The sequence below is a fragment of the Rhodococcus sp. LB1 genome (genome assembly GCF_001583455.1).
Classification (GTDB): Bacteria; Actinomycetota; Actinomycetes; order Mycobacteriales; family Mycobacteriaceae; genus Rhodococcus_F; species Rhodococcus_F opacus.
Genome location: NZ_LTCZ01000169.1, coordinates 1 through 22560, shown reverse-complemented (window position 1 = coordinate 22560; position 22560 = coordinate 1). Strand labels below are relative to the sequence as shown.

At 63.1% G+C, this 22560-nt stretch carries 14 protein-coding genes and 4 pseudogenes; 14 read left to right on the top strand and 4 right to left on the bottom strand.

The genetic code is table 11. The features are described from left to right. Window positions 1-229: 229 nt before the first annotated feature. Window positions 230-417: pseudogene (locus AZG88_RS50300) on the bottom strand (cytochrome P450); the annotation flags it as partial. A gap of 166 nt (window positions 418-583) precedes the next feature. Then, the gene (locus AZG88_RS52775) at window positions 584-1039 is read right to left on the bottom strand and encodes a hypothetical protein (RefSeq protein ID WP_061699204.1); all 456 of its coding nucleotides are present in this window, start codon (window positions 1037-1039) and stop codon (window positions 584-586) included. Between the two features lie 286 nt (window positions 1040-1325). Here AZG88_RS52775 and AZG88_RS22845 point away from each other — a divergent pair. Continuing rightward, window positions 1326-4510: pseudogene (locus tag AZG88_RS22845) on the top strand (protein kinase domain-containing protein). A gap of 576 nt (window positions 4511-5086) precedes the next feature. On the opposite strand, the gene AZG88_RS22840 reads toward AZG88_RS22845, so the two are convergent. Further along, window positions 5087-6508: an aspartate ammonia-lyase gene (locus AZG88_RS22840; RefSeq protein ID WP_061699202.1), complete on the bottom strand. Its 1422-nt coding sequence runs from the start codon at window positions 6506-6508 to the stop codon at window positions 5087-5089. Window positions 6509-6651: 143 nt separating this feature from the next. On the opposite strand from AZG88_RS22840, the gene AZG88_RS22835 reads away from it, so the two are divergent. The 12 genes and pseudogenes from AZG88_RS22835 to AZG88_RS55660 form a co-directional block, all read left to right on the top strand. Next, a complete protein-coding gene (locus AZG88_RS22835) occupies window positions 6652-7362 on the top strand; it encodes a GntR family transcriptional regulator (protein ID WP_061699200.1) in 711 nt (236 codons plus the stop codon). 659 nt (window positions 7363-8021) lie between these two features. Beyond that, window positions 8022-8387 (top strand): hypothetical protein, encoded by a 366-nt coding sequence (locus tag AZG88_RS22830; protein ID WP_061699197.1) that lies wholly within the window; start codon window positions 8022-8024, stop codon window positions 8385-8387. A 791-nt stretch (window positions 8388-9178) separates the two neighbouring features. Further along, window positions 9179-9832: a GntR family transcriptional regulator gene (locus AZG88_RS22825; RefSeq protein ID WP_082833430.1), complete on the top strand. Its 654-nt coding sequence runs from the start codon at window positions 9179-9181 to the stop codon at window positions 9830-9832. A gap of 416 nt (window positions 9833-10248) precedes the next feature. After that, a complete protein-coding gene (locus tag AZG88_RS22820; protein ID WP_061699191.1) occupies window positions 10249-11208 on the top strand; it encodes an extracellular solute-binding protein in 960 nt (319 codons plus the stop codon). Then, window positions 11205-12101: an ABC transporter permease gene (locus AZG88_RS22815; protein ID WP_197487907.1), complete on the top strand. Its 897-nt coding sequence runs from the start codon at window positions 11205-11207 to the stop codon at window positions 12099-12101. Before AZG88_RS22820 ends, AZG88_RS22815 begins: the two co-directional genes overlap by 4 nt. After that, complete coding sequence (locus AZG88_RS22810; RefSeq protein WP_061699187.1) at window positions 12098-12910, top strand: ABC transporter permease; 813 nt, start codon at window positions 12098-12100, stop codon at window positions 12908-12910. Before AZG88_RS22815 ends, AZG88_RS22810 begins: the two co-directional genes overlap by 4 nt. Then, window positions 12907-14034, top strand: a complete 1128-nt coding sequence (locus AZG88_RS22805; RefSeq protein ID WP_061699185.1) for an ABC transporter ATP-binding protein — start codon at window positions 12907-12909, stop codon at window positions 14032-14034. Before AZG88_RS22810 ends, AZG88_RS22805 begins: the two co-directional genes overlap by 4 nt. A 1258-nt stretch (window positions 14035-15292) precedes the next feature. Beyond that, a complete protein-coding gene (locus tag AZG88_RS22800; RefSeq protein ID WP_061699183.1) occupies window positions 15293-16543 on the top strand; it encodes a lyase family protein in 1251 nt (416 codons plus the stop codon). A 248-nt stretch (window positions 16544-16791) separates the two neighbouring features. Beyond that, complete coding sequence (locus AZG88_RS22795) at window positions 16792-18330, top strand: AbgT family transporter (RefSeq protein WP_061699242.1); 1539 nt, start codon at window positions 16792-16794, stop codon at window positions 18328-18330. A gap of 156 nt (window positions 18331-18486) precedes the next feature. After that, on the top strand, window positions 18487-19773 hold the full coding sequence (locus AZG88_RS22790; protein ID WP_231914140.1) for a Glu/Leu/Phe/Val family dehydrogenase: 1287 nt from the start codon (window positions 18487-18489) through the stop codon (window positions 19771-19773). Between the two features lie 185 nt (window positions 19774-19958). Next, window positions 19959-20825: an HpcH/HpaI aldolase/citrate lyase family protein gene (locus AZG88_RS50295; RefSeq protein ID WP_082833425.1), complete on the top strand. Its 867-nt coding sequence runs from the start codon at window positions 19959-19961 to the stop codon at window positions 20823-20825. Between the two features lie 228 nt (window positions 20826-21053). Next, window positions 21054-21575, top strand: a pseudogene (locus tag AZG88_RS55660) (transposase); the annotation flags it as partial. A gap of 86 nt (window positions 21576-21661) precedes the next feature. Here the strand turns inward: AZG88_RS55660 and AZG88_RS51935 are convergent. Continuing rightward, a pseudogene (locus AZG88_RS51935) lies at window positions 21662-21789 on the bottom strand (IS3-like element ISRhosp5 family transposase); the annotation flags it as partial. Between AZG88_RS51935 and AZG88_RS53980 the strand changes: the two are divergent. Further along, a complete protein-coding gene (locus AZG88_RS53980; RefSeq protein ID WP_442971739.1) occupies window positions 21782-21982 on the top strand; it encodes an integrase core domain-containing protein in 201 nt (66 codons plus the stop codon). The pseudogene AZG88_RS51935 and the gene AZG88_RS53980 sit on opposite strands and share 8 nt — an antisense overlap. Window positions 21983-22560: the final 578 nt, after the last annotated feature.

The window sequence follows — 22560 nt, the reverse complement described above, 5'->3', positions numbered from 1 at the left end:
GTAATGGCCTGGACCGCGGAATCGCAGACGTACGGCCGAGTGAACGATGACGACTTACCGGTGCAGGGCGGCCTGCAGCCGGGGCGATTCTCCGAAGTCGGATACCGGAGTGAGCGAGTGACCCCGGTGACTCTTCGATGTCCAGTTGGGAGTCAGATCAGGAGGGGACATGCCATCTTCGCAGTTCAGGCTTCTTTTGTTCTGTGGTCGAGGTGCGCCTCGGGCACCGTCAGTCACGTGTCCGGACTGGAAGTGAATCGATGCCGCTGATGAACGCGGAGAGCAGCAGTTCCGGTTCACCCACCGCGTGGAGTGCGGGATGGGCGATGAACAGTTCTTCGAGCATGACGCGCAGCTCCAGCCGTGCGAGGTTATACCCAGGCAGTGGTGGATGTCTTTCGCACCGAAACCGAGATGTGACGTGTGTGGTCTGGGGACATGCTTGACGAAATGTAGTCGGGACATGCTTAACGATTTCTGGGTCGGTGGGCGTTGAAATTGCGGATTGGCTTGGTGGTCGTTCTGGCATGCAGCGAGAGTTCCGTTGTTCCGTCGAGGACGCGGAAGTGGTGGTCTTCGACCATCACAGTGATGATGGTTCCGGCATGGTGCGTCCGACTCGCAGCCGCTGACCGGCCACCATCACGACGCCGTCCTTCGGAACTCGTCGGTGCAGGCGTTGTGGCCCCGCCGGCAGAGGTGGAGGCAGGGGCGTCGTTGACCGTCGAACCTGGGTGAGTCGGCCCAGGTCGGCGGCGACGAGCGGATTCGGTAGCGTCTTGATCAGGTGGTTCCCCGCGACAGCATGGATGAGCCCGCCGTCGATCTGCAGCGTTACCCGGGTTCCTGTGGTGTCCGGTCCTAGCGCGAGTTGGTGGCCGAGAAGGACCACGATCCCGTCCCGAGTGGCGGTGCGGTCGACTTCCACCGGCACTCGCTCGGCCGCGGGTGCAGCGGGATCGAATGCGGGTAGCGCGGGGGCCTGCCGACCGGGTCGTGCACCTCGCATGGTCAGTCGGTCGAGATCGGCGGTCGTCAACCGGGACACGGTCGTCTTGACGACGTCATCTTAGTGTCGGCAGCAATGCCGACTCCGTCGCGATCGCCGGGTGAGCGTGCGTGGGCGTACCGAACTGGGGCGGCCATCGCGTGATTCGCCAGAGCTACCGCGTTGACCGCGGCATCCCTATACACGTCGAAACCGATGGCAGCGATATCCTTGTGAGCACGCCATCGAGAGTGAGTACACGGTTGTATCTGCGCTGGTCGTGCCGTCGGGACCAGTGCGCGTGATCCATGAGCCGACGGGGTGAGTAGACCGTCCGATGGGTGAAGGTGATCCGCTCGACACGCAGCGGTACCCGGCCTCCCCGGCCGCGGAGCTGGCAGACACCGGTTTCGACGATGCCCAAGAGATCGGACGTGGCGGGTTCGGCGCCGTCTACCGCTGCACCCAGGAGGAACTGGACCGCACGGTGGCGGTGAAGGTCCTCACCGTCGAACTCGACGAGGAGNNGGTGCCACCGACAGCGGCCGCCCCTTCATCGTGATGCCCTTCCACCCGCAGGATTCCCTGGATGCCCGGATCCGCCGTTACGGGCCGTTGCCGCTGGATCAGGCGTTGCGGCTGGGGGTGAAGATGGCCGGTGCGGTGGAATCGGCGCACCGGCTCGGGATCCTGCACCGGGACGTCAAACCCGCGAACATCCTGCTCTCCGAGTACGGGGAGCCGGAGTTGACGGATTTCGGTATCGCGCACATCACCGGGGGTTTCGAGACCGCAACCGGTGCCGTCACCGGGTCGCCGGCCTATACCGCGCCGGAGGTCCTCGGCGGTGATCCGCCGAGTCCGGCGGCCGATGTCTATGGCCTGGGCGCGACCCTGTTCAGTGCGCTGACCGGGCATGCCGCGTTCGAGCGCCGCAGCGGTGAGCAGGTGGTGGCGCAGTTTCTGCGGATCACCACGCAGGAGATGCCCGATCTGCGTGAGCACGGGATCCCCGAGGATGTGTCCGCTGTTATCGCCCGGGCGATGTCCCGTGAGCCCGGTCAGCGTCCGGCCACGGCCGCAGCCTTCGGGGAGGAACTGCGAGCCCTGCAACGCGATCATGGCCTTCCGGTCGACGAGATGGCCCTGCACACCGCCCCAGGTGCGGCAAGCGATGACGCACAGCCCGTGTCCGGTCGGGTTCGGTCCACGGATCCCTCGTCTCGGAGCGCGACGGGGAATCTTCCCCTGGAATTGACCAGTTTCGTCGGTCGTCGCCACGAGCTCACCGAGGCGAAGAACCTGCTGACCGGATCCCGGCTGGTGACGTTGACTGGGATCGGGGGTGTGGGCAAGACGCGGCTGGCAATGCGGGTCGCGGCCGCTGTGCAGCGCGAGTACGCCGACGGGGTGCGGCTGGTCGAGTTGGGTGAGCTGCGTGACGCGTCGTCGCTGGTCGACTCCATCGCCGGCACACTGGGGTTGCGAGACCACTCGGCGAGGCCGCTGCGCGAGGTCCTGATCGAGTTCCTTGCACCGCGACAGGTGTTGTTGGTCCTCGACAACTGCGAGCACCTGGTGGACGCGGTCGCCGAACTCGCCGACCCCCTGTTACGGGTGTGCTCGCGGCTGCGGATTCTGGCGACCAGCCGCGAACCCTTGGTCATCGGCGGGGAAGCGGTGCTGCGGGTCCCACCGCTGACCACCCCCGACCCCGACCGGCGACCCTCCCCGCGTGCGTTGCCCAAGTACGATGCGGTGACGTTGTTCGCCGAACGCGCCGCTGCCGCCGTTCCCGGCTTCGCGCTCACCGAGGAAAACACGGTGGCGGTGGCGGGGATCTGCCACCGGCTCGACGGACTACCGTTGCCGATCGAACTGGCGGCGGCCCGGTTGCGGGCGCTCTCGCCCGAGCAGATCCTTGGGCGGCTGACCGACCGCTACACCCTGCTGACCCGCGGCAACCGGGGCGCGCCGACGCGGCAACAGACGCTGCGGTTGTGCATCGACTGGAGCTTCGAATTGTGCATCACCGGTGAACAATTGGTGTGGGGGCGGGTGGCGGTGTTCGCGGGAACCTTCGAACTCGATGCGGCGGAGCAGGTGTGCGGGGAGGGCCTTGACCCGGACGAGCTGCTGGACACGCTGACCTCGCTGGTGGAGAAGTCGATCCTGATCCGGGAGGAGCACGGGTCGGTGGTGCGGTTCCGGATGCTTGAGACCCTCCGTGAGTACGGCTTCGAGAAACTCGAGCAGACCGGTGAAGCTTTGTCTTTGCGTCGCCGGCATCGTGATTGGTACGAGGCGTTGGCGCTGGATGCGGAGGCCGAGTGGATCAGCGCCCGCCAACTCGACTGGATCGCCCGTCTGAAGCGGGAACAGCCGAATTTTCGGGAGGCCCTCGAGTTCAGCATCGACGACGATCCCGCCGCCGGATTGCGCACCGCCGCCGCACTCCGCTGGTTTTGGAGCGCCCAGGGCCTTCACAACGAGGGGCGACGCTGGCTCGACCAACTGCTCGCCCGCCAGAGCGGGCCACCCACCCTCGAGTGGGTCAAGGGGCTCTACTTCGACAGCGTCATGGCGAATGTGCAGGGCGACCTCGAGGCCGGGACAACACTCGTCGAGAAGGCACGGACCCTCACTGCGCACACGAGCGACCCCGTGATGCGTGCTTACGTCGATTGTGCCGACGGCATGCTCGGCCTCCTTAGTGGTGATCTCACGCGAGCATGCTCGCACCTGGAAACCGCGCTCGCCGCGTTCAGCGAACGCGGAGATCGAACGCTCGAAGTAGCTGCCCTGTATCCGTTGGGGTTGGCCTATGAACTGTCCGGCCTCACGGACCAGGCGATCGAATGCCAGGAACGGGTTCTCGCGATCACGGAGATGCACGGCGAGAAGGTGTATCGGTCGCATTCACTGTGGGCCTTGGGAATTTCCGTGTGGCGACAGGGTGATACCGATCGCGCGGTCCGGTTACTCGAACAATCGCTGCAGCTGTCCCGGCAAGTGCACAGCCCCCGCTTCGCCGCAGCCTCCCTCGAGGCACTGGCCTGGATCTCCTGCAACCGGCGCGACCCAACTCGGGCCGCAGTGCTGATGGGAGCCGCAGACAGTCTGGCACGGTCAGTGGGAAGTGCTGCCGTCATACATTCCACTCTTCTTGTCTACCAGAAGGAATGCGCTCAGTCGGTCCGACAGGAACTCGGCGATAAGGAATTCGGAGCGGCCCGCCGCAAAGGCGACCATCTCGGCTTCGACGCGGCGATCGCCTACGCCCTCCACGAGCAACCACCCAGCGCCACGACACGAGACTCCGACGCGTCGACGCGACTGACCAAGCGGGAACGCCAGGTCGCCGACCTGATCGCCGAAGGCCTGACGAATCAGGCCATCGCCGACCGCCTCGTGATCTCGCCGCGCACCGCACAGGGGCATGTGGAGCACATCCTGGCCAAACTGGACTTCACCTCCCGGACACAGATCGCGGCCTGGGTCGTCGAGCAGGCACACGACTAGGTAGGTGGCTAGGGACACGTCCATCGATGCCATCATGTTCGGCGACACCCCCCAGATCATTCGAGAGACAGGGGCAAGTAGTCATACCGAAAATGGCGACCGCAGTCCCTCGGAACGGGACCATTCGCGGCACCAAAGTGGCGCTGCCCTCCATCGGTGTGTGTGGCGGCGCAGGAAATGACTGGCAACAAGGATGACCGCCCGGGTCTGACTTGCGCCCGGAATGACGGTGCCGTTCGAGTCGACGCTCGACAAAGCGGATTGTGCATGACTTACCGTGACTTTCGGTTCGCAGATTCGCCTTGATTCGCCTATGCGACGCGAATACGCGTCCTTAAGAGCTCTTGGTCGTAGACGTGAGAATTACGCCGGTGTCCGGTATTCGCCAACCGCTCGCCGAACGCAGACTCGGCTGCCACCTACGAATCTGATGCGATCGATCAGGTTATATACAGGTGTGCGCCAGTCCCGGCCACCGCGCGATTGCCGTACCACTACCGCGATTCGATACGGACCGGCGCCACGATGACCGTCCGGAACGCTCGGTCTGACACTTGCTCACTTGCTGCCGTTCCCTCACATGGTTTCCCGTGCTGCATTGGGCCGTGATGCGTAGGCCAAGGTCACTGGGTTGAGGATGGATGCCAGTTCTTCGGGGCTGAGCAGGCCTTGCGACACCGCTAGGTCGGCCACAGCCTGCCCGCTCGACAGCGCATCAGCGGCGAGACGAGTGGCAGCCTCGTACCCGATGTGGGGGTTGAGAGCGGTCACCAGACCGATGGAGCGCTGAACGTTGGAGCGCAAATACTCGACGTTGGCAGCGATTCCGGGCACGCAGAGTCTTGCAAGAGCGTCGCAACCCGCTGTCAGATGGTTGAGTGATTTGAACAGGCTATGGGCGATGATCGGCTCGAAGGCGTTCAGTTGCAACTGCCCGGCTTCGGCGGCCATGGTGATCGTGATGTCGTTGCCGATCACCTCGAACGCAATCTGGCTCACCACTTCGGGGATGACCGGATTGACCTTACCGGGCATGATGCTCGAACCGGCCTGCACTGTCGGCAAAGTGATCTCACCCAAACCAACCCGGGGACCAGAGGACAAGAGTCGCAGGTCATTGCAGATCTTCGATAGCTTTACGGCGGTCCGTTTGAGTACACCCGACAACTGAACCAACGCGCCGACATCCTGGGTGGCTTCGACAAGGTCCGTCGCGGTCGACAACTCGAGCCCCGTTATCCGCCGCAGTTCCGCGCACACCTTAGCGGCGTAGTCGGGATGGGCGTTAAGTCCCGTGCCGATCGCTGTGCCCCCCAGGTTGATTTCGGAGATGAGGACCAGCGCTTCGCTTAGCCGGGCGCTGTCTTCGTTGATCATCACAGCGAAGGTGCCGAACTCTTGTCCCAGTGTCATCGGGACGGCGTCTTGCAGCTGGGTCCGGCCCATCTTCAGGACGTCGGCGAATTCGGTTGCTTTGGAGCTGAATTCGACGGACAGCGCATCCATACCTCTGCGGAGTCGGGCTACGGCGAAGTGCAGTGCGACTTTCAGTGCCGATGGGTACACGTCGTTGGTGCTCTGCGACAGATTGACGTGTTCGAGCGGATGCAGGTATTGGTACTGGCCGCGTCGGTGTCCCAGGATCTCCAGTGCCCTGTTGGCGATCACTTCGTTGGCGTTCATGTTCGTCGATGTACCGGCGCCTCCCTGGATGGCGTCGACGACGAACTGCTCGTGGTGGCGGCCGTGCTGGATCTCTTCGCACGCCTGCACGATGGCGGCGCAGCGTTGGTTATCGAGGAGGCCCAGTTCGTGGTTGGCCACCGCGGCGGCTTGCTTGACATAGGCGAGCGCTGACACGAGCTCGGTGTATCGGCTGATCGGGGTGCCGCTGATCGTGAAGTTTTCCAGTGCCCGCAGCGTGTGCACTCCGTACAGCGCGTCGGCTGGTACCTCACGATCCCCGAGGAGATCGTGCTCGATACGAGTTCGGTCCATAGCAGTGCTCACTGTGTATCCCTTCGTCGTGTTGGTCGGCCCGGTCAGGCCTGAGCCAGGCCAGAGGCGACGACCGGCGGCACCTTGCGGATTTTCAGCGGGCGGCAATTGACCTAGCAATTCGCATATTATACGGTCATTGTATGGCGCCGCTCCACCAACAGATCAGACGAGAGATCGAAGAACAGATCCACGCAGGGATCCTCACCGCCGGAGCGCGGTTGCCGACCGAGAAAGACCTCTGCGAACAGCACGACGTCAGCCGTGCCACCGCTCAACGCGTCCTCAACGACTTGGTACATGCGGGTCTGGCCATCCGTCGTCGACGTCATGGAACGTTCGTCGCGGACGCGATGCAGCAGGTTAATCTGCTCAACTATGTCGCGCCCGAGACTTCCGAGAAAGGCGTTCCGGGAAGACACGAAGTCATTTCCGCGAAGATCGTCAGGGCGACCGACGCGATTTTGGCGCTCCCCGGCGCAGCGCCCGATACCGCCGTGGTGGAGATGGTCCGCCGCAAGTTGGACATACACGACCGGCCACGCTCCGTCGAGCGGCACGTCATTCTCTTCTCGGCCGCCCCCGATCTCTTGGAACAAGACCTTGAAGAACTCCGCAGCATGCCGTATCTCCGTAGCCGACAGGTGCCGATCGACATGGTCCGGGTCTACCTCGACCCGGTGATAGTCAGCGAGTTCGACGCCGAACTGCTGGACAGCCAGGCCGGAACGCCAGCCCTGCTGAGGCGCAGGGAATCTCGGCTCAAGGACGGGAGCGCTGTCGAAGTCGTCGCGACCCTTATTCGCCCGGGAACTGCCGAGTTCTTCGTGGAAATTCCCTTCCCTTCCGTATGAGCAGATCTGTGTCACTGCAAGAAAGGCAACACATGAAAATCGTTGTTGCGAGTGCCGGAATCGTGGGTGCACGCATCGCCCGGTCGCTCGCGAGTGCGGGCGAGGAAGTTGCTGTACTGGAGAGATGGGAATCGGCGCCGGCACGACCCCAACGACATCCTGCTGGACTAACTCGAACCGGAAGCTAGAACCGAACTACAACTGGTTCAACGTAGTGGACACGGAGGAACACGCCGCACTGCCCAAGCCAGTGGCACACAGTCATACTTCCGAAGCGGCAGTGCCTATTTCACATACTCCGGGAACGAGCCACCTAGGCGTTTCTGCCGCACGCGCGGGCAGCGGTGCTTCCACGAGGTTCGGGCAAGCAGACCGAGGACTCGCGCCCGCGGCACGGTGATCGGTACGCGGGACACGCACAGCGGACTCGCGGCCGATTAGCGCCCGAAAGCGGAATGAACGGCCGGCCCGAATCATTGCCGCGATCGAGCGTACAAGGAACAAACTGCCCAATCCGTTCTGGTTCTTTTGGATCCTCACTGAAATCGTCGGCGTCGCGCGTTTCGTGCTCACCCTTCTTGTCGCCCCTGTCACCAGGATCCGTGCACCCGCCGCAGTCAGCGGCCACCGCGCGCTTGCTCGCAGTACCACTCGATCGGATGTCGAACCTGGAGGTACATATCGAAATGAACTCGTACGAACGAGATCTCGCCCGATTCATCCTGGCGTGGCTACCATACGGTGGCCCAACGAACGAAGACTTCATCGGCATTTTCGGCATCAGCATGCCTCGCGCTGCGCAGATCCTTCTGCCGCTGGTGACGGAAGGCGCTCCCGATGACCTGACGGAATCGGACCGTGAGTTACTTGTCCAGCTAGTGTGCAACGAACCCGCCATCCGCGCGCTAGAAGCAGAATCCTGCACCGCAATCGAGGGCGGAGATGCGGACCAGCCGCCCAGTCGCCCATCGAGTGGTCACCGCCAACCGGAGCACGTGCGCCGATCGGCGCGGCGGGACGTCTGATGACGCTCGATGAACCGCAGCCGTCGCCCGTGCACGCTGCATTTCCGCTCGTCGTCGCGAACTCGCGCAGCGGCGGGCTCCAGGTTGCAATCGAAGTCTCCATCACCGAGCGGTGCGGACAAGGCGCGTCCCTGACGTTGCGCTCACGCTCGCTCGAGCCAATTCTGTCGTTCGCAAGGTCACGAGAACGCGAGCGCGAGCGCGAGGGGGCGACTGCCACAGCAGTAACAGCCGTACGAGAAGTCCCTTCGAAGTTCGACATCGGTTGCTCCCGCTTGATCGATCCTTACCGCCGAGGCTTTGGATGAACAACGCGATCACTTACACCACAGTCCGCGATCCTGTCACTAACTAGACAGCTAGACAACCAGGTTGAAACGATTTATAGTTGTCGCTGTGAGTAGGAGCACGCCAGAGTTGCGTTGGCGTCCACGCGACGGACCGCGAAGGCTGGAGGAATTCGCCCGGCCTGACCAACGTCGACATCTTGGCGATTCGCTAACCGATGCTCCTCCGAGCAGCCGATCAATCGAGGTAAGACATGTCTGTCAGTCCACTGCGGGGTCCGGTGACCTCACTAGCACTGCAGCACTCGCCGCCTACCGGGCCGCGTTAACGTGACACCAGCCGCATCCACGAAGTCAAGATTTCATCGTTGAGCGCGCGGTCAGAACAAGCCAGCGAGAACTCAGTGACTAGTCGCTCGGGCGCCCCGCGCGTATTTCTCGACACCGAAGGCAGGGCAACGCAATGAACACATACCGACGGCAGGATTCTAGGATCGGTCATTGATGCAACCGGCAACGAAATTAGAGCGGACGAGCTTAGTAGACCAGGCCGTCGAACAACTGCGTAGTCAGATCATTGATGGGTCGCTGCCCCCCGGCACCCCATTGCCCGAGGGGCAGATCAGCGATTCGCTAGGCATCGCCCGACCTACCGTTCGCGAAGTGCTGCTGCGGCTGCAGAACGACGGCCTGGTCCAAAAGCAGGGCCGCGGGTTGCCACTTGCCGTCACCCGCATCAGCCGTGAAGACCTCATCGATATCTTCACCGCACGGTTTCATCTCGAAGCGGCCGGCGGCCGATCATTCGACACCGCGACCGAGAAAGCTCGCGAGGCGGTGGATCGAAGCCTCGAGGAGCTCGAGGCCGCGGTCGCCTCGTCCGACCGGCTCGCACAGGTTCGGCTCGACTCTCAATGCCATACCGCAATTGTCGGCCTGACCGGTTCTCGACGATTGGTCGCCGCGCATACTCAGCTGTTGGTGGAGGCTCGACTGGCTGCGGTCACATCGCGCGGCGCCGATCGCGTCGTTGCCGTGGCCAACCACCGTGAGTTTGTCGACATGCTTCGGGCAGGACAGACAGAAGCCGCCTGTAAGCAGCTCGAAAGGCGAATGACCGTTGCACGCGAGCGGGTCTTGCAGAACCTCCCCGGCTGACCAACCAGGCTGCAGCAGTTCCGATACCTCATTCCACTCTGAGGACGACAACTGTCGATGGCGCACCTGCACAGCTGGTAGCGCCTGTCTCCACTCACCCGCCCCTTCCCGACTGGGGTGAGCCACAGCTAACAATCCGTCGACTGCGAGTTCTTCACACGAAACACCTGATCGGACAACGAAATGCCGACAACAGGGATACGAAGTAGCGGCACCGCCACCAAGAGCAGGGTGGACATCCCGTTCCACGGGATCAGCGCGATCGAGGACCAAGAAATCCCGTTCGCCCATCCTGCTTACACCTCGGAGGCGAGGCCGACGTGGTGAAGAAGCTCGCCCGCGTGGCACTCGCGCTCGGCGTCTCAACAGCTCTAGCCGCTTGCGTGTCGACGAGTACCAGCGACAGTGCAAATGGAGTGGATACGGTTCTCGTCGAGGGATTCGGCGCCGAGTACCAGGACCTATTCGAGGAGCAGATCGCCAAGCCGTTCACAGAGGCAACCGGTATCCAGGTCAAGTACTCGGCAGGCGGGTCGGGCGCGGAACAGTACGCGGCCATCCGGGCCGCCAATGGCGACCCCGGTTTCGATCTCGCTGTGATGACCAGTCTCGAGCTATATCAGGGTCGCCGGGACGAGATGCTCACCCCGGTGACGCCGCAGCAGGTGCCGAATATGGCCCGTCTGCCACAAAAACTGCTGAACAACACCTACGGCGTCGGTGCGATCCAGGACATCCAGCAGGTCGTGCTGATGTACAACCGCACGGCATTTCCGCAGCCGCCCACGAGCTGGGGAGTGCAGTGGGATCCGGAATATCGCTCCGGTGCGCTCATCTTCAACCCAGCCAATATTCTCGGTGTCTACGCATTGCTCAACGCCGCCGAGCTGGACGGCGGAGGAATCGACGACATAGATCCTGGGTTCGCCCGGACAGCGGAACTGGCCAAGTACGCCCTCGCCACGCCGACAAGGTCGGCCGAGGCGGTGCCGTTCATGGCGAAGGAAACCGCCACGGCATTCCCCTACCTGGATGGCCGCGCCGCGATCTACTCCAAAACCAACAACTACGACTTCACGGTTCCGCGTGAAGGAACGTATGCGTCACTGGGCTCCCTCGGTATCCCGGTCGGTGCCGCGCACAAGGATTCGGCCTACAAACTCATCGACTACTGGCTTTCCGAAGAAGTGCAGCAGCGTTGGGCGCTTGCGTACAACGTCGGGCCCGCGATCACCGGACTGCAGTTCTCCCCGGACTTCGCAGCCAAACACATCACGACTCCTGAGGCACTCGAAGAGATCAAGATCGCCGACGCCGCAACTGTGGTGAAGAACCGCACCGAGTGGTCGCAGCAGTGGGCGGAGGCCGTCCGGTGACCGCGATTGTTTCACCCACCCCCACCCCCACCCCCACGTCCACGTCCACGCGTAGGCGTTCGGGGCTGCCGTGGTTGACTTTGCCCGCCACGGTTTGGGTTCTGGCAGTCTTCGCTATCCCGACCGCGATGCTGCTTGCCAGCAGCGTGCTGACCTTCGACGGCGCCAAGGTCACGGGACCGCTCACCACCGCGAACTATACGAACCTGTTCGGCGATAACTACTTCTGGTCGGTGCTGTGGGACACCGTCTCGATCTCGGTCGTGGTGGGAGCAGTGTGCACGGCCGCAGGACTGCTGGTGGCTCATTTCATCGTCCGATCCGGGTCACCGTTCCGCACGCTCGTCCTGCTTGTCGTTGTGTCTCCCCTGGTGTCCAGCGTCGTGGTCCGTACCTACGGCTGGCTGGTGCTGTTGCAGGACGACGGGCTGGTCAACCAGATCCTGCTCTGGACCAGGCTTGCCGACTCACCGGTGGCGTTCATCGGGTCGAAGTTCGCGGTGATCGTCGGGCTCGTGCACGTGCTCCTGCCGTTCGCGGTGTTCACCGCGATGGCGAGTGTGCAGAGCGTCGATCCTGTCCTCGAGCGCGCGTCCCGCGATCTCGGTGCCGGACCGGTCACCACGTTCTACCGGATCACACTGCCGCTGATCCGGCCCGGCCTGATCGCCGGTTTCATGCTCACGTTCGCGATCAGTCTCGGCGCGTATGCCTCGGCGGCAATCCTCGGCGGAGGACGAGTGCAAACGCTCGCAACCCTGGTTCGCGACCGCATGGTGGTCAGCCTCGAATGGGGCCAGGCCGCGGCGATCGCCGCGGTCATCCTCCTGATCAGTGCAATCACGGTCTCCGCGCTGGCGTGGGCCGGCCGCCGTTCATCGAAGGGGGTATGACGATGCGTTTCCATCCGTGGCTGATGCTGCGCACCGTGCTACTCGTGCTCATACTCGCCTTCGTAACTGTGCCGATGATCGTCGTGGTCTGGACCTCCATCCAGCCCGACATCTACCCCGCGTTTCCGCCCAGCGGGCTTTCCCTGCGCTGGTGGAGTTCCGCGCTCACCCCCGAGTGGCTCCTGCCCATGGCGCTGTCCGCCCAAATCGCGCTTGGTTCCGCAGCGTGCGCGGTCGTGGTGGGCTCAGCCGCAGCCTATGCCCTCGCCCGCGGACCAGCCCGCGGGCGCGCCCTTCTGGAAGGGTTCCTCGCCAGCCCACTACTGCTACCCGAAATCGTGATCAGCCTGTCCGTCGTACAGCTGATCTCACTCCTCGGCGCAAGAGAACTGATCGGTCCCACCCTGCTAGTCATAACCCACGTCACGATCGGTATCCCCTTCGTCCTGCGCACCGTGGGAGTCAGCCTGCTCGGTGTCAACCCGCTTTGGGAACGCGCGGCCCGTGACCTCGGCGCCTCGGCGTGGCGCACGTTCGCCACGATTACGCTGCCGATGATGAAGTCGGGGATGTTCGCGGGAGCACTATTCGCCTTCATCGTCTCGTTCAACAACGTCGAGCTCTCCCTGTTCCTCACCACGCGCGATTCGAACACGCTGCCGATCCGACTACTGCAGTACATGGAGTATGAGTACTCGCCGACCCTCGCCTGCGTCGCGGTCACCAGCGTCGTCGGCATCTGCCTCATCACGGGCGTGGCATCGCGGTTCGTTCGCCTGACCGAGTTCGTCCACGGAGGTACCACGTGACCGCACACGTACGCGCCGGAACGGCGGCGGCCGCGCGGGCGAGCAGCGGCGGCTCCGCCGTCGCGTTGCGTGGTATCCGTAAGGAATTCGGTTCGTCGGCGGCCGTCGAAAACCTCGATCTCGACGTGCGCCCCGGCGAATTCCTCACTCTGCTCGGCCCCTCGGGCTGCGGCAAGACGACAACCCTGAACATGGTGGCAGGATTCCTGATGCCCGACGCCGGACGCATCCTGCTCGACGGCCAGGATGTCCACCACCTGCCACCGGACCGGCGCGACACCGCGATGGTCTTCCAGCAGTACGCCCTCTTCCCCCACCTGACCGTCGGCCAGAACGTCGGGTACGGGCTTCGGATGCGCAAACGTCCGAAAGTGGAGATCCGCGAGCGCGTCTCGGACGCGCTCGATTGTGTCGGCCTCGCCGGGGCCGAGGATCGTTTGACCACTCAACTTTCCGGTGGGCAGCAACAGCGCGTCGCCCTCGCCAGGGCGATTGTAGTGCGCCCGAAGGTACTACTGTTCGACGAGCCACTATCGAATTTGGATCTCAAGTTGCGCGAGCAACTCCGACTGGAGATCAAGCACCTGCAACGCGAACTCGGAATCACCTCGATCTTCGTCACCCATGATCAGACCGAGGCACTGGTGATGAGCGATCGGATAGCGGTGATGCGAGCCGGCCGGATCGAGCAACTCGGTACACCCGAGACGATCTACCAGGAACCAGCGAACGCGTTCGTGGCCGGGTTCGTCGGTCAGTCCAACCTGATCCCCGGCGTGTGTGTCGAGGTCGGGTCGGGTGAATGCCTCGTCCGATTGTCCACTACCGACACAGTGCATGCGCGGCACTCCGGAGCGGTCGCAGCGGGTGACTCGGTCCGCATCCTGCTCAGGCCGGAGGCGCTCCGCCTGGGCGGTACGGATGCCGCGACGTCGATCGCGGGGCGGGTGGTCGAGGTCGTCAACGAAGGCAGTCTCGCCACCGTTGTCCTCGAGATCACCCCAGAGATTCGGCTCCGGGTATCCGTGCCCGATCCAGGCGCGCTCAGCCTGCCCGCGCTCGGCAACGAGATCCACGTCACCGTTCCCCAGGGCGCCGCTCGCGCCCTACCTGCCGGCAACTAGCAACCCCGCGTCTCGGCTGGAAATTACAGCACGCCGCAACGTCAGCGACCGGAGAAGAACTTTAAACACTTCTCCGGGACGCACATGTCCATAGATCCCGGAGTTCAGTTCAGGACGAGAAGGCCCGTCCTCGATCCACGCACATATCAGGGCTCGGGGTGACCAGTAACACCTCGTAGCCTACGAACCCGCCAAACCCCACCCGCACTCGGAAATCGAGTTGAGTGCGCACACAGTCGGTAGCTCGATAGTGAACCCATCTCCCTCGGTTGGCCGTGCCTATTCGGCGATATGTTCTGCTCCACGCCATCGCCGAGCACGCTCGGATCGACGGAGCGCTCGGCGAGTAAGAGGGCCGAACCGGCTACGGTCTACACCGACGCCTCGATCGCGCACTGGGCGAAGGACTGCGTGAGCACTCGATCATTGCCATTGACGAGCTTGTGGTCCTGGCGATGGTCGGCGGCAGTTTCCGACCATCCCGCCCTGGCGTCGGATGGCGGTGGTGCTCGTGGCGGCGGCAGGCACCGCGATGCTCGCGCCAACCGCATCGCCATGGAGCTCCCCCACCCTGATGACTGCCAGCGCTCACGGGTTCACGAACGGTGTGCGCAGAATGCGAACTCGACGTAATCCGATCGCAGGTGCATGGGCCGCGGCGGTTGGCCCTACGTGGTTTCGAGAACCAATCCCGATTGCGGGATCCGGTCCATGGGGGCGGGTGCTCGATCGTCTCCCAAATTTGTGGCGATCGACGCAAATTCGGTCGCGGCGAGAGGACAGGACGGATTGTGGACGGGGTTGTTGCAGGAGTGCTCAACCGGACCGCCTACCAGCTGGTCCGCCTGCTCGGCGCTCGTTTACGCCTCCATCTGACGCACCCGGCGTCCTAGCGCCGTAGCTGGCGTTCCTCCGACTACTCCCACCGGCGACTGATCAGCCTGAGACGTGTCGTCCGAAGCGTGTAACCGACCTTGCGCGCTCAGTTCTCGACCGGCGAGCCCGGCAGAATCACCCGCACCTTCGGCTCTCATTCGGCGGCCGTACCTGCGAAGACGCGGCCGGTGGGAGGCGGATGAAGCCGAGCCGAAGCAAGATGACAACCTAGTAACTAGACAACCTAGTTGGACCGTTCTATGATTTCCCTTACACGAGCAGGACAGCTAGGGCGTGGCTCACGGCAGAACATCTGAGCATCACGGCCCTTTGCGCCGCGATCCCAAGGCTCGACTCCTCCCAACTACCGAAAGGCACAAAAGTGCGAGAATCGACCGACCTCACCAACGGCCAGCTGTGGGGCAAGGTGACATCGCTAGCGCTCCAGAACTCGCCGGATTTTGGGCTCCGCCTGCACCAACTGCCCGAGTTTGTCCGTGTGTTCGCCGAAATCAAACTGGCTGCGGTTCGGACGAACCGAGACCTGGGACTGCTCGACACGACCCGCGCGAACGCCATCGAGAAGGCGGCGGTCGAAGTCGCGCGTGGTGAACTGCTGGATCAGTTTCCGCTGCGAGTCGTTGCCGTTGGCGGCGGAACGTCCACGAACATGAATGTCAACGAAGTGCTGGCCTCACGCGCAACCCAGCTTCTTCCGAGTGGATCCGAGCTGACGATTCACCCGAATGACCACGTGAATCGGTCCCAGTCCTCCAACGACGCCTATCCGACAGCCGCAAGGCTGCTCCTTGCCCGTCAGGCGCTGGACGTGGCATCCGCCCTGCGAAATCTTGCGCGTAGCTTCATTCGACAGGCCGAGCGACACTCTGGTGTGGAGAGGCTGGGGCGCACCGGCTGGCAGGACGCCGTCATGGTTTCGGTGTCCGAGATCCACACGGCGCAGGCGGCCGCCGCGGAGCGATTCGCCGACCAGTTCGAGGTCGCAGCGCAGGCACTCTACGCCGTTCCGCTCGGCGGGACGGTTCTCGGAACCGGAGTCGGGGCGCCAGACGGATTCGCGGCCGCAGTCGTACAGCAACTGGCAGACATCACGGGCCTGCCCCTGCGTCCAAGCGCTAACCCGATCGACGCCTTCGCGCATGCCGACGGTTACTCGGCGCTGGCCGACACCGCAGCACGGTGCGCCAGCATTTTGTACAAGCTGAGCCACGACCTCCGTGTCTTGAGCTCTGGCCCGAACGGTGGGTTGTCGGAGGTAATTCTGCCGAAACTTCAGCCTGGGTCGTCGATCATGCCGGGCAAGGTCAATCCGGTCGTGCCCAGCATGGTGGGACAGGCCAGCTTCTCAATTCGCGCGGCGGCTACGGCGGTAAGTTTGGCCGTCGCCGGAGGCGAGCCCGACTTCAACTCGAACAGCCCCTCTGTCGTCGCCTCCTTGTCGCCGGCGCTCACCGAGCTGGCCGCCGTGATTCCGGTCTTTGCAGAGAAGTGCATCGACGGCTTGGAGTGGAACAGGGACCGACTCGCCATCCTCGCTTCTCGCCCGTTCGACTCGCTCATTACCCGGGCGGAAGAAGACGGCTATGACGCCGTCGCCAGCCACGCGGTTTAAGCGCTTTGCGCTATCGGCACCTGGCTGACTACTGCGTATCGCCGCTCGAATATTAGAGCGGCTCAGGTTCTTTCGCCTGACCCTTACAATACCCGGCGTCTCTGAAGTCGGGGAACTGAAGAAGATCGTATCGCTGTCACAGTCCACTGCTTCGTTTGCCTGACAGCGCATCGCCCTACCGGAAACCGGATTGGACCAGAAAGATGCAAAGCACCACCGCCCCTGTCGTTGACAGCAGCAGTAGGACGATGAAGATCCTCTTCCGGGCGATCAGCGCGATCGAACGTGCCGGAAACAAGCTTCCCAACCCATTCTGGTTGTTCTGGATTATGGCCGGAATCGTGGGCGGTCTCAGCTTCGTCCTCTCCCTGGCCGGAGTATCGGTTACCTTGCCGAACTCCGGTGAAGTCGTGGAGGTCAAGAACCTACTTTCCCTTGAGGGGATCGGTTATGCCGCGGAGTCCGCTCTAGACAACTATTCGGAGTTTCCGGCTGTTTCCCTTGTGATCGCAATGATTCTCGGCGTGAGTATCGCTGAGGCGAGTGGACTCATGACCGCTCTCCTCCGAGCTACCGTGATCCGCATGCCGGCTCGCTGGGTGACGTTCGCGGTCGCTTTTGGCTCGATGATCTCGCACGTATTGGGTGATTCGGCGTACATGGTGATGATTCCGCTCGGAGCATTGGCCTTCCGTGCTGTGGGACGGAGCCCTGTTCTCGGTGTCCTCGTTGCATTTGTGTCGGTCTCGGCGGGCTTCAACGCGAGTCCACTTGTCACGCCGTCCGCAGCGATTCGGGCCTCACTGACAACTGCGGCCGCGCAGACGGTCGATCCCGACTATGTGGTTACCCCCGTTGCGACGTTCTTCTATGCCGCAGTCGCGTCTGTGTACTTGTCGATCGTCATCACACTGGTGGTCGAGTTTGTCCTGGCGAAACGCCCTGAGTTCAGTCAGTGGCCTGCGGCGGATGATGATTCGCCTGCCGACGGTGGGGCCGCGGGTGACGTGACTGACTTGGATGTTCAGCTCACCTCGTTGGAACGCCGGGGGCTCAAGCGGGCCGGCGTCGCGCTCGTCGTCTATGTCGCGGCTGTGATAGCGCTTATGCTGGTTCCGGGCTCCCCTCTGCTCGGCGAGAACGGCAGTATTGTGCAGTCGGTGGTGGTGCTGAACATCACTGTGTTCATCGGCCTCCTGTTTGCGGTATTGGGATTTGTGTACGGGCGGGCGACAGGGACCGTGACGTCGCTGTCAGCGCTTCCGAAGATCATGGCGGACGGCATCATTCCGGTTGCGCCGGTGCTCGTGTTGTTCTTCGCCGCTTCACAGTTCTTGGGCTACTTCGAATGGACCGGGTTGGGCTCCGTTATCACGGTCGAGGGCGCTGACCTCTTGCACAAATTGAACGCCCCTCATCTGGTCGTTCTGGTCATTGTGATCTTCGCGATCGCGGTACTGAATCTGGTTATCTCGAGCGGAACCGCGATGTGGTCCATCCTCGCCCCGATTCTGGTGCCGATGATGATGTACGTCGGCATGCGGCCGGAGGCAACGCTGGCGGCCTTCATGATTGGGGATTCGGCTACCGGCCCGGTCACCCCGATGAACGCCTTCTTCATTCTTGCGCTCGGATACGTGCAGCAATACAAGAAGAACGCAGGAATCGGAACGGTCATTTCCTTCGCGATACCCCTATCCATCGCCGTCCTCATCTCCTGGTCTGGACTATTCGTTGTCTGGTATCTGCTCGGTGTCCCACTGGGCCCCGGTGGCTACCTCTACTGACCCTCCTTGCGTACATCGCCATATCCTAGTGACCGTCCGACGCTGTTGCACACCTGAGCAATTCGACAACATCTCTGCTGACGACCAATAGTCTGAGGTTCGGCGGTTGGGACGTTTGGGCACGTCCCAACCGCCGAACCAGAAAGAAGCCACCCCGTGAGGGACATCCTGATTCCTGCCGCCATAACCCCATCGTCCACGGGTTCGCGGGCGCTGGCTGCCGCACAATCTCAGCTATCCGAGGCTGTTGCTCGGCTCGGCTACGACGCCGGCATGCATGTCACGCTGGCCAACGCCCGCCGCGAGACCCGGGTCAGTGTCCCGCTGCGCCGCGACTCCGGTGAAATCGAGGTACTCACCGGATACCGCGTCCAGCACAACTTCTCACGCGGCCCGGCAATGGGCGGCGTCCGGTTCCACCCGGACGTCGATTTCAACGCAACACGTGCCCTCGCCATGTGGATGACCTGGCAGTGCGCGCTCATTGACCTCCCCTACGGTGGGGCGAAGGGCGGGGTCGCGCTGGACCCGGACAGCTACTCGCAGCGTGAGCTCGAACGGGTCACTCGCCGGTACACGGGCGAGTTAATACCGATCCTCGGCCCGAAGAGCGACATTTCCACCCCGGACATCGGAACCGACGAACAGACCATGGCCTGGATGATGGACACCTACTCGGCCACCCGCGGGTACACGGCGCCCGGGATCGTCACCGGCAAGCCTCTGTCCATCGGCGGTTCACGTGGCCGGACGGACGCGACCCCGTGCGGTGTCGTGCACGTCGCTCTGGCAGCGCTCGAGCGGGCCGGAGTGACGGTGGACGGGGCGAGGGCCGCGGTCCAGGGCTACGGCAAGGTCGGCCGCGGCGTGGTGCGGCTCCTGCACGAGCACGGCCTACGGGTGGTCGCGGTCTCCGACCGGTTCGGCGCGGTGCACGACCGCCGCGGACTTGATCCGGACCAGCTCGACGTACAGCTGTCCAGCACCGGATCGGTCGCCGGACTACCCGACGCCGACACCATCTCCGGCGACGAGTTATTAGAGCTCGAGGTCGAATTGCTGGTCCCGGCGGCCATCGAGGGCGTGCTGCACGAGGGTAACGCCCGCCGGGTCCAGGCTCGGATGATCGTCGAGGGCGCGAACGGCCCGACCAGCACCGCCGCCGATGCGATCCTCGCCGAACGCGGGATCGAGGTGGTCCCAGACATCCTGGCCAACGCCGGCGGAGTGATCGCCTCGCATTTCGAGCGGGCGCAGGCCGACCAGGTGTACTGGTTGGGTCGGGACGAGTTGCAGGCCCGCCTCGCTGACCGAATCCTCGCAGCATGGCGGCACGTGGCAGACGTGGCGACGCAAGAGCTGGTGTCACTCCGCTCGGCCGCGACATTGATTGCCGTCGAGCGAGTGGCCCACGCGGACCGCATCCGCGGCCTCTACCCGTGAGAGGCGGACACTGATCTCCGCCGGGCTGAATGCGCACCTGCAGATATCAGCAAGGTAAGAAGCAGAAACGCACCGGAACCCCTTGACGAGAAGGTCGGTCTTGTTCATCGACTCTCCACCAGAGCTTCGCCCATCTCCCACGTCACCACACTGCGGGCGCACGACTACATGGAAAGGCACGCAACATGTCGCTTTCAGCCCCGGCTACATCCCGCCGAGTCTCCTCCGAGTTCGCTCGGTCCTGGCTACTTGTCAATACCACTCGCCGCGACCGACTCGAGGACGCACAGCATTCCGCAGCCGACCAGATCGTGCTCGATATCGAGGATGCTGTTGCTCCCCAACACAAACCGGAAGCTCGCGCGACAGTCGTCCGGTGGCTCGAACGCGAAGAGGCGTGGGTGCGGATCAACGATCACTCCACCTCGTTCTGGTCCGACGATGTCGACCAACTCAAGGGCTTACCTGGGCTGACCGGTGTCATGCTCGCGAAGACGGAATCTGCCGAGCAGGTTACCGAGACCTTCGATCGACTCGGCCGTACAACACCCGTCATCGGCCTGATCGAATCAGCATTGGGGATCGAAGAATCACCACGCATCGCCGCGACTCGCGGAACATTCCGGCTCGCCTTCGGTAGCGGAGACTACCGCCGCGACACCGGTACGAGCGACAACGATCTCGCAATGGCCTACCCGCGTTCCCGACTCGTCGTCGCTAGCCGACTTGGACGCCTACCAGGACCGATTGATGGCCCGACACTCGGCAGCAGTCGTCGTCTACTTTCCAAGCGAACTACGACCGCAGTGGGGCTCGGGCTCACAGGCAAACTTTGCCTTGACACCGCACAGGCACCAACGATCAATAAAATTGTCAGCCCAAGCTCCTCGGAAACCGCTTGGGCCACAGAATTCCTGGAAGATTTCGACTCCCGGGGAGGGACTATACGCGACGGTAGTGATCTCCCCCTCTTGAAGCGCGCCCAGAAAGTCACCCGATTGTCGGCAGTGTTCAATTCCGACCCGAACGGGCGGCAATCCGAACTTGAGTGACGGTTGCCAATTCAGCCGCAACGGATTCACACTGTCCCGGCGGCGAAATACCGGCTCAAGACTCCTCATACGGAGGGACCAGCAACGACGAGTACGACCCGGACCCGGAGTTCAAGTGCAGCAACGACTCGTGCAAGGTGTAACTCTGAGCGCCGGCGCAACCACTGAGTCACACCACCCAGTACTGAACCAGCTCGACCGCCTACCGTCGCCAACTCACCCCGTGTCGCGGCCGCGGCCACCACACTGTTGCGGGGCTTCCGCGCCCGCAGCGAGGTCGATCGCATCCGCGTCGGCCTGTGCCGCGACCTGATCGCCGACATCCGGCGCCTCGATGATCGGCTCGCCGAGATCGAGAAGCACATAACCAAGACCCTCGACGAGCACGGCACCGGTCCGGTGACCGCCTGATCGGCCGAACGGGACGAGCCAGCCGGTTCCCGACTGCCGTGGCCTACGCGCACTACAACGGATCGGCACCGGTGCAGGTCGCCAGCGCCGACACCGACCGCCACCGCCTGTCCCAGTACGGGGACAGGCGCGCTCGACACCGACGCGATGGTCCAGATCCGGATGCCCGCCAGCGCCGGCCGCGGCTACTACGACAAGAAGATCGCCGAGGGCAAGAGTCCCCGTGCAATGACCCGCAGCCTCAAGCGCCACCTGTCCGATCACGTGTGGCGCATCATGCTCGCCGACGAAAGGCGCAGCTGCCGACAACGCGAGAAAGAATCCGACAGGGCGGCTTGACAATAGAGAGGCACCCCTGAGGTGCGGGCACCCAGTTCCTATGCGGCGGTGGCCAGCGTCGCCGATCGCTGCGCGAAGTCGATCGGTCAGATCCGGCCGAGCGTGGAGTGCCTCCTGCCTGTGTTGTAGCGCGTGACACAGCGAAAGATTGCGGCGCGAGCCGCACCTGCCCCTTCCAGCGCTTCCACCCCTGCAGCGTCTTCCGTTTGTCCGTCCTTCTCGGCCGCCACGGCCTGGTCGGTTCGATGGGCAGAGGCGGAGAGGCCTGCCACAATGCCGCAATTGAATCGTTTTGCGCGCTCCTACAGAAGAACATCCTCGACCGCCGTTCGGGGGCCACCCATGAAGAGCTGCGTATCGCGATCGCCACCTGGATCGAACACACCTACCAAAAGCGCCGCTGGTAGACAGCTCTTGCCGATTGCCCTCCATCGAATTCGAGATCATCATGACCACGGCAACCACTCAGGCTGCGTGACCTAACGTGTCACCTATTGGTGCAGCAGTCCGATGTCCACTCAGTGAACACTCCCAAGCTTGGCGTTCAAACCGCGAGCACTGTATCCCGCACACTTGAAATGCAATGGCAAACCCCTTTTAGTGAAGCGAAACCAATCCGACTGCGCCGTTCATTGGGTGGACGAGCCTTCGCGAAAAGACGGTAACGCTGGGCACTTCGGCCAAGAAAGGATGCACATGGGATCGAGAGTGTTCAAAACCCCGGAAGTAGCTATCGCGGACGTGTCCGACGGCACCTTGTGCTTGAGCTGAAGCCACAGAGCGGCGGCGGAACAGTCGCCCCTTCTCTCCACTGGGGCGAACAGAGCGACGCTCCGCTTCTCGACCCGGCTCCTGACCGTCCACCCGACGACCCACCGACGTCACAAATTTTGAGGAACAATAGGAAATGACTACCGCAGAGATCACCGACAGCACAGGTGTACCAGCTGATTTCGTGGCCGGTCTGGAAGGTGTGGTCGCGTTC

Excerpts from the sequence above, each read along its gene's own strand:
- AZG88_RS22825 (WP_082833430.1), top strand. The coding sequence starts at position 9,179 with ATGCAACCGGCAACGAAATTAGAGCGGACGAGCTTAGTAGACCAGGCC.
- AZG88_RS50295 (WP_082833425.1), top strand. The coding sequence starts at position 19,959 with ATGTCGCTTTCAGCCCCGGCTACATCCCGCCGAGTCTCCTCCGAGTTC.
- AZG88_RS22810 (WP_061699187.1), top strand. The coding sequence starts at position 12,098 with ATGACGATGCGTTTCCATCCGTGGCTGATGCTGCGCACCGTGCTACTC.
- AZG88_RS22840 (WP_061699202.1), bottom strand. The coding sequence starts at position 6,508 with ATGGACCGAACTCGTATCGAGCACGATCTCCTCGGGGATCGTGAGGTA.
- AZG88_RS22835 (WP_061699200.1), top strand. The coding sequence starts at position 6,652 with ATGGCGCCGCTCCACCAACAGATCAGACGAGAGATCGAAGAACAGATC.
- AZG88_RS22830 (WP_061699197.1), top strand. The coding sequence starts at position 8,022 with ATGTCGAACCTGGAGGTACATATCGAAATGAACTCGTACGAACGAGAT.
- AZG88_RS22795 (WP_061699242.1), top strand. The coding sequence starts at position 16,792 with ATGAAGATCCTCTTCCGGGCGATCAGCGCGATCGAACGTGCCGGAAAC.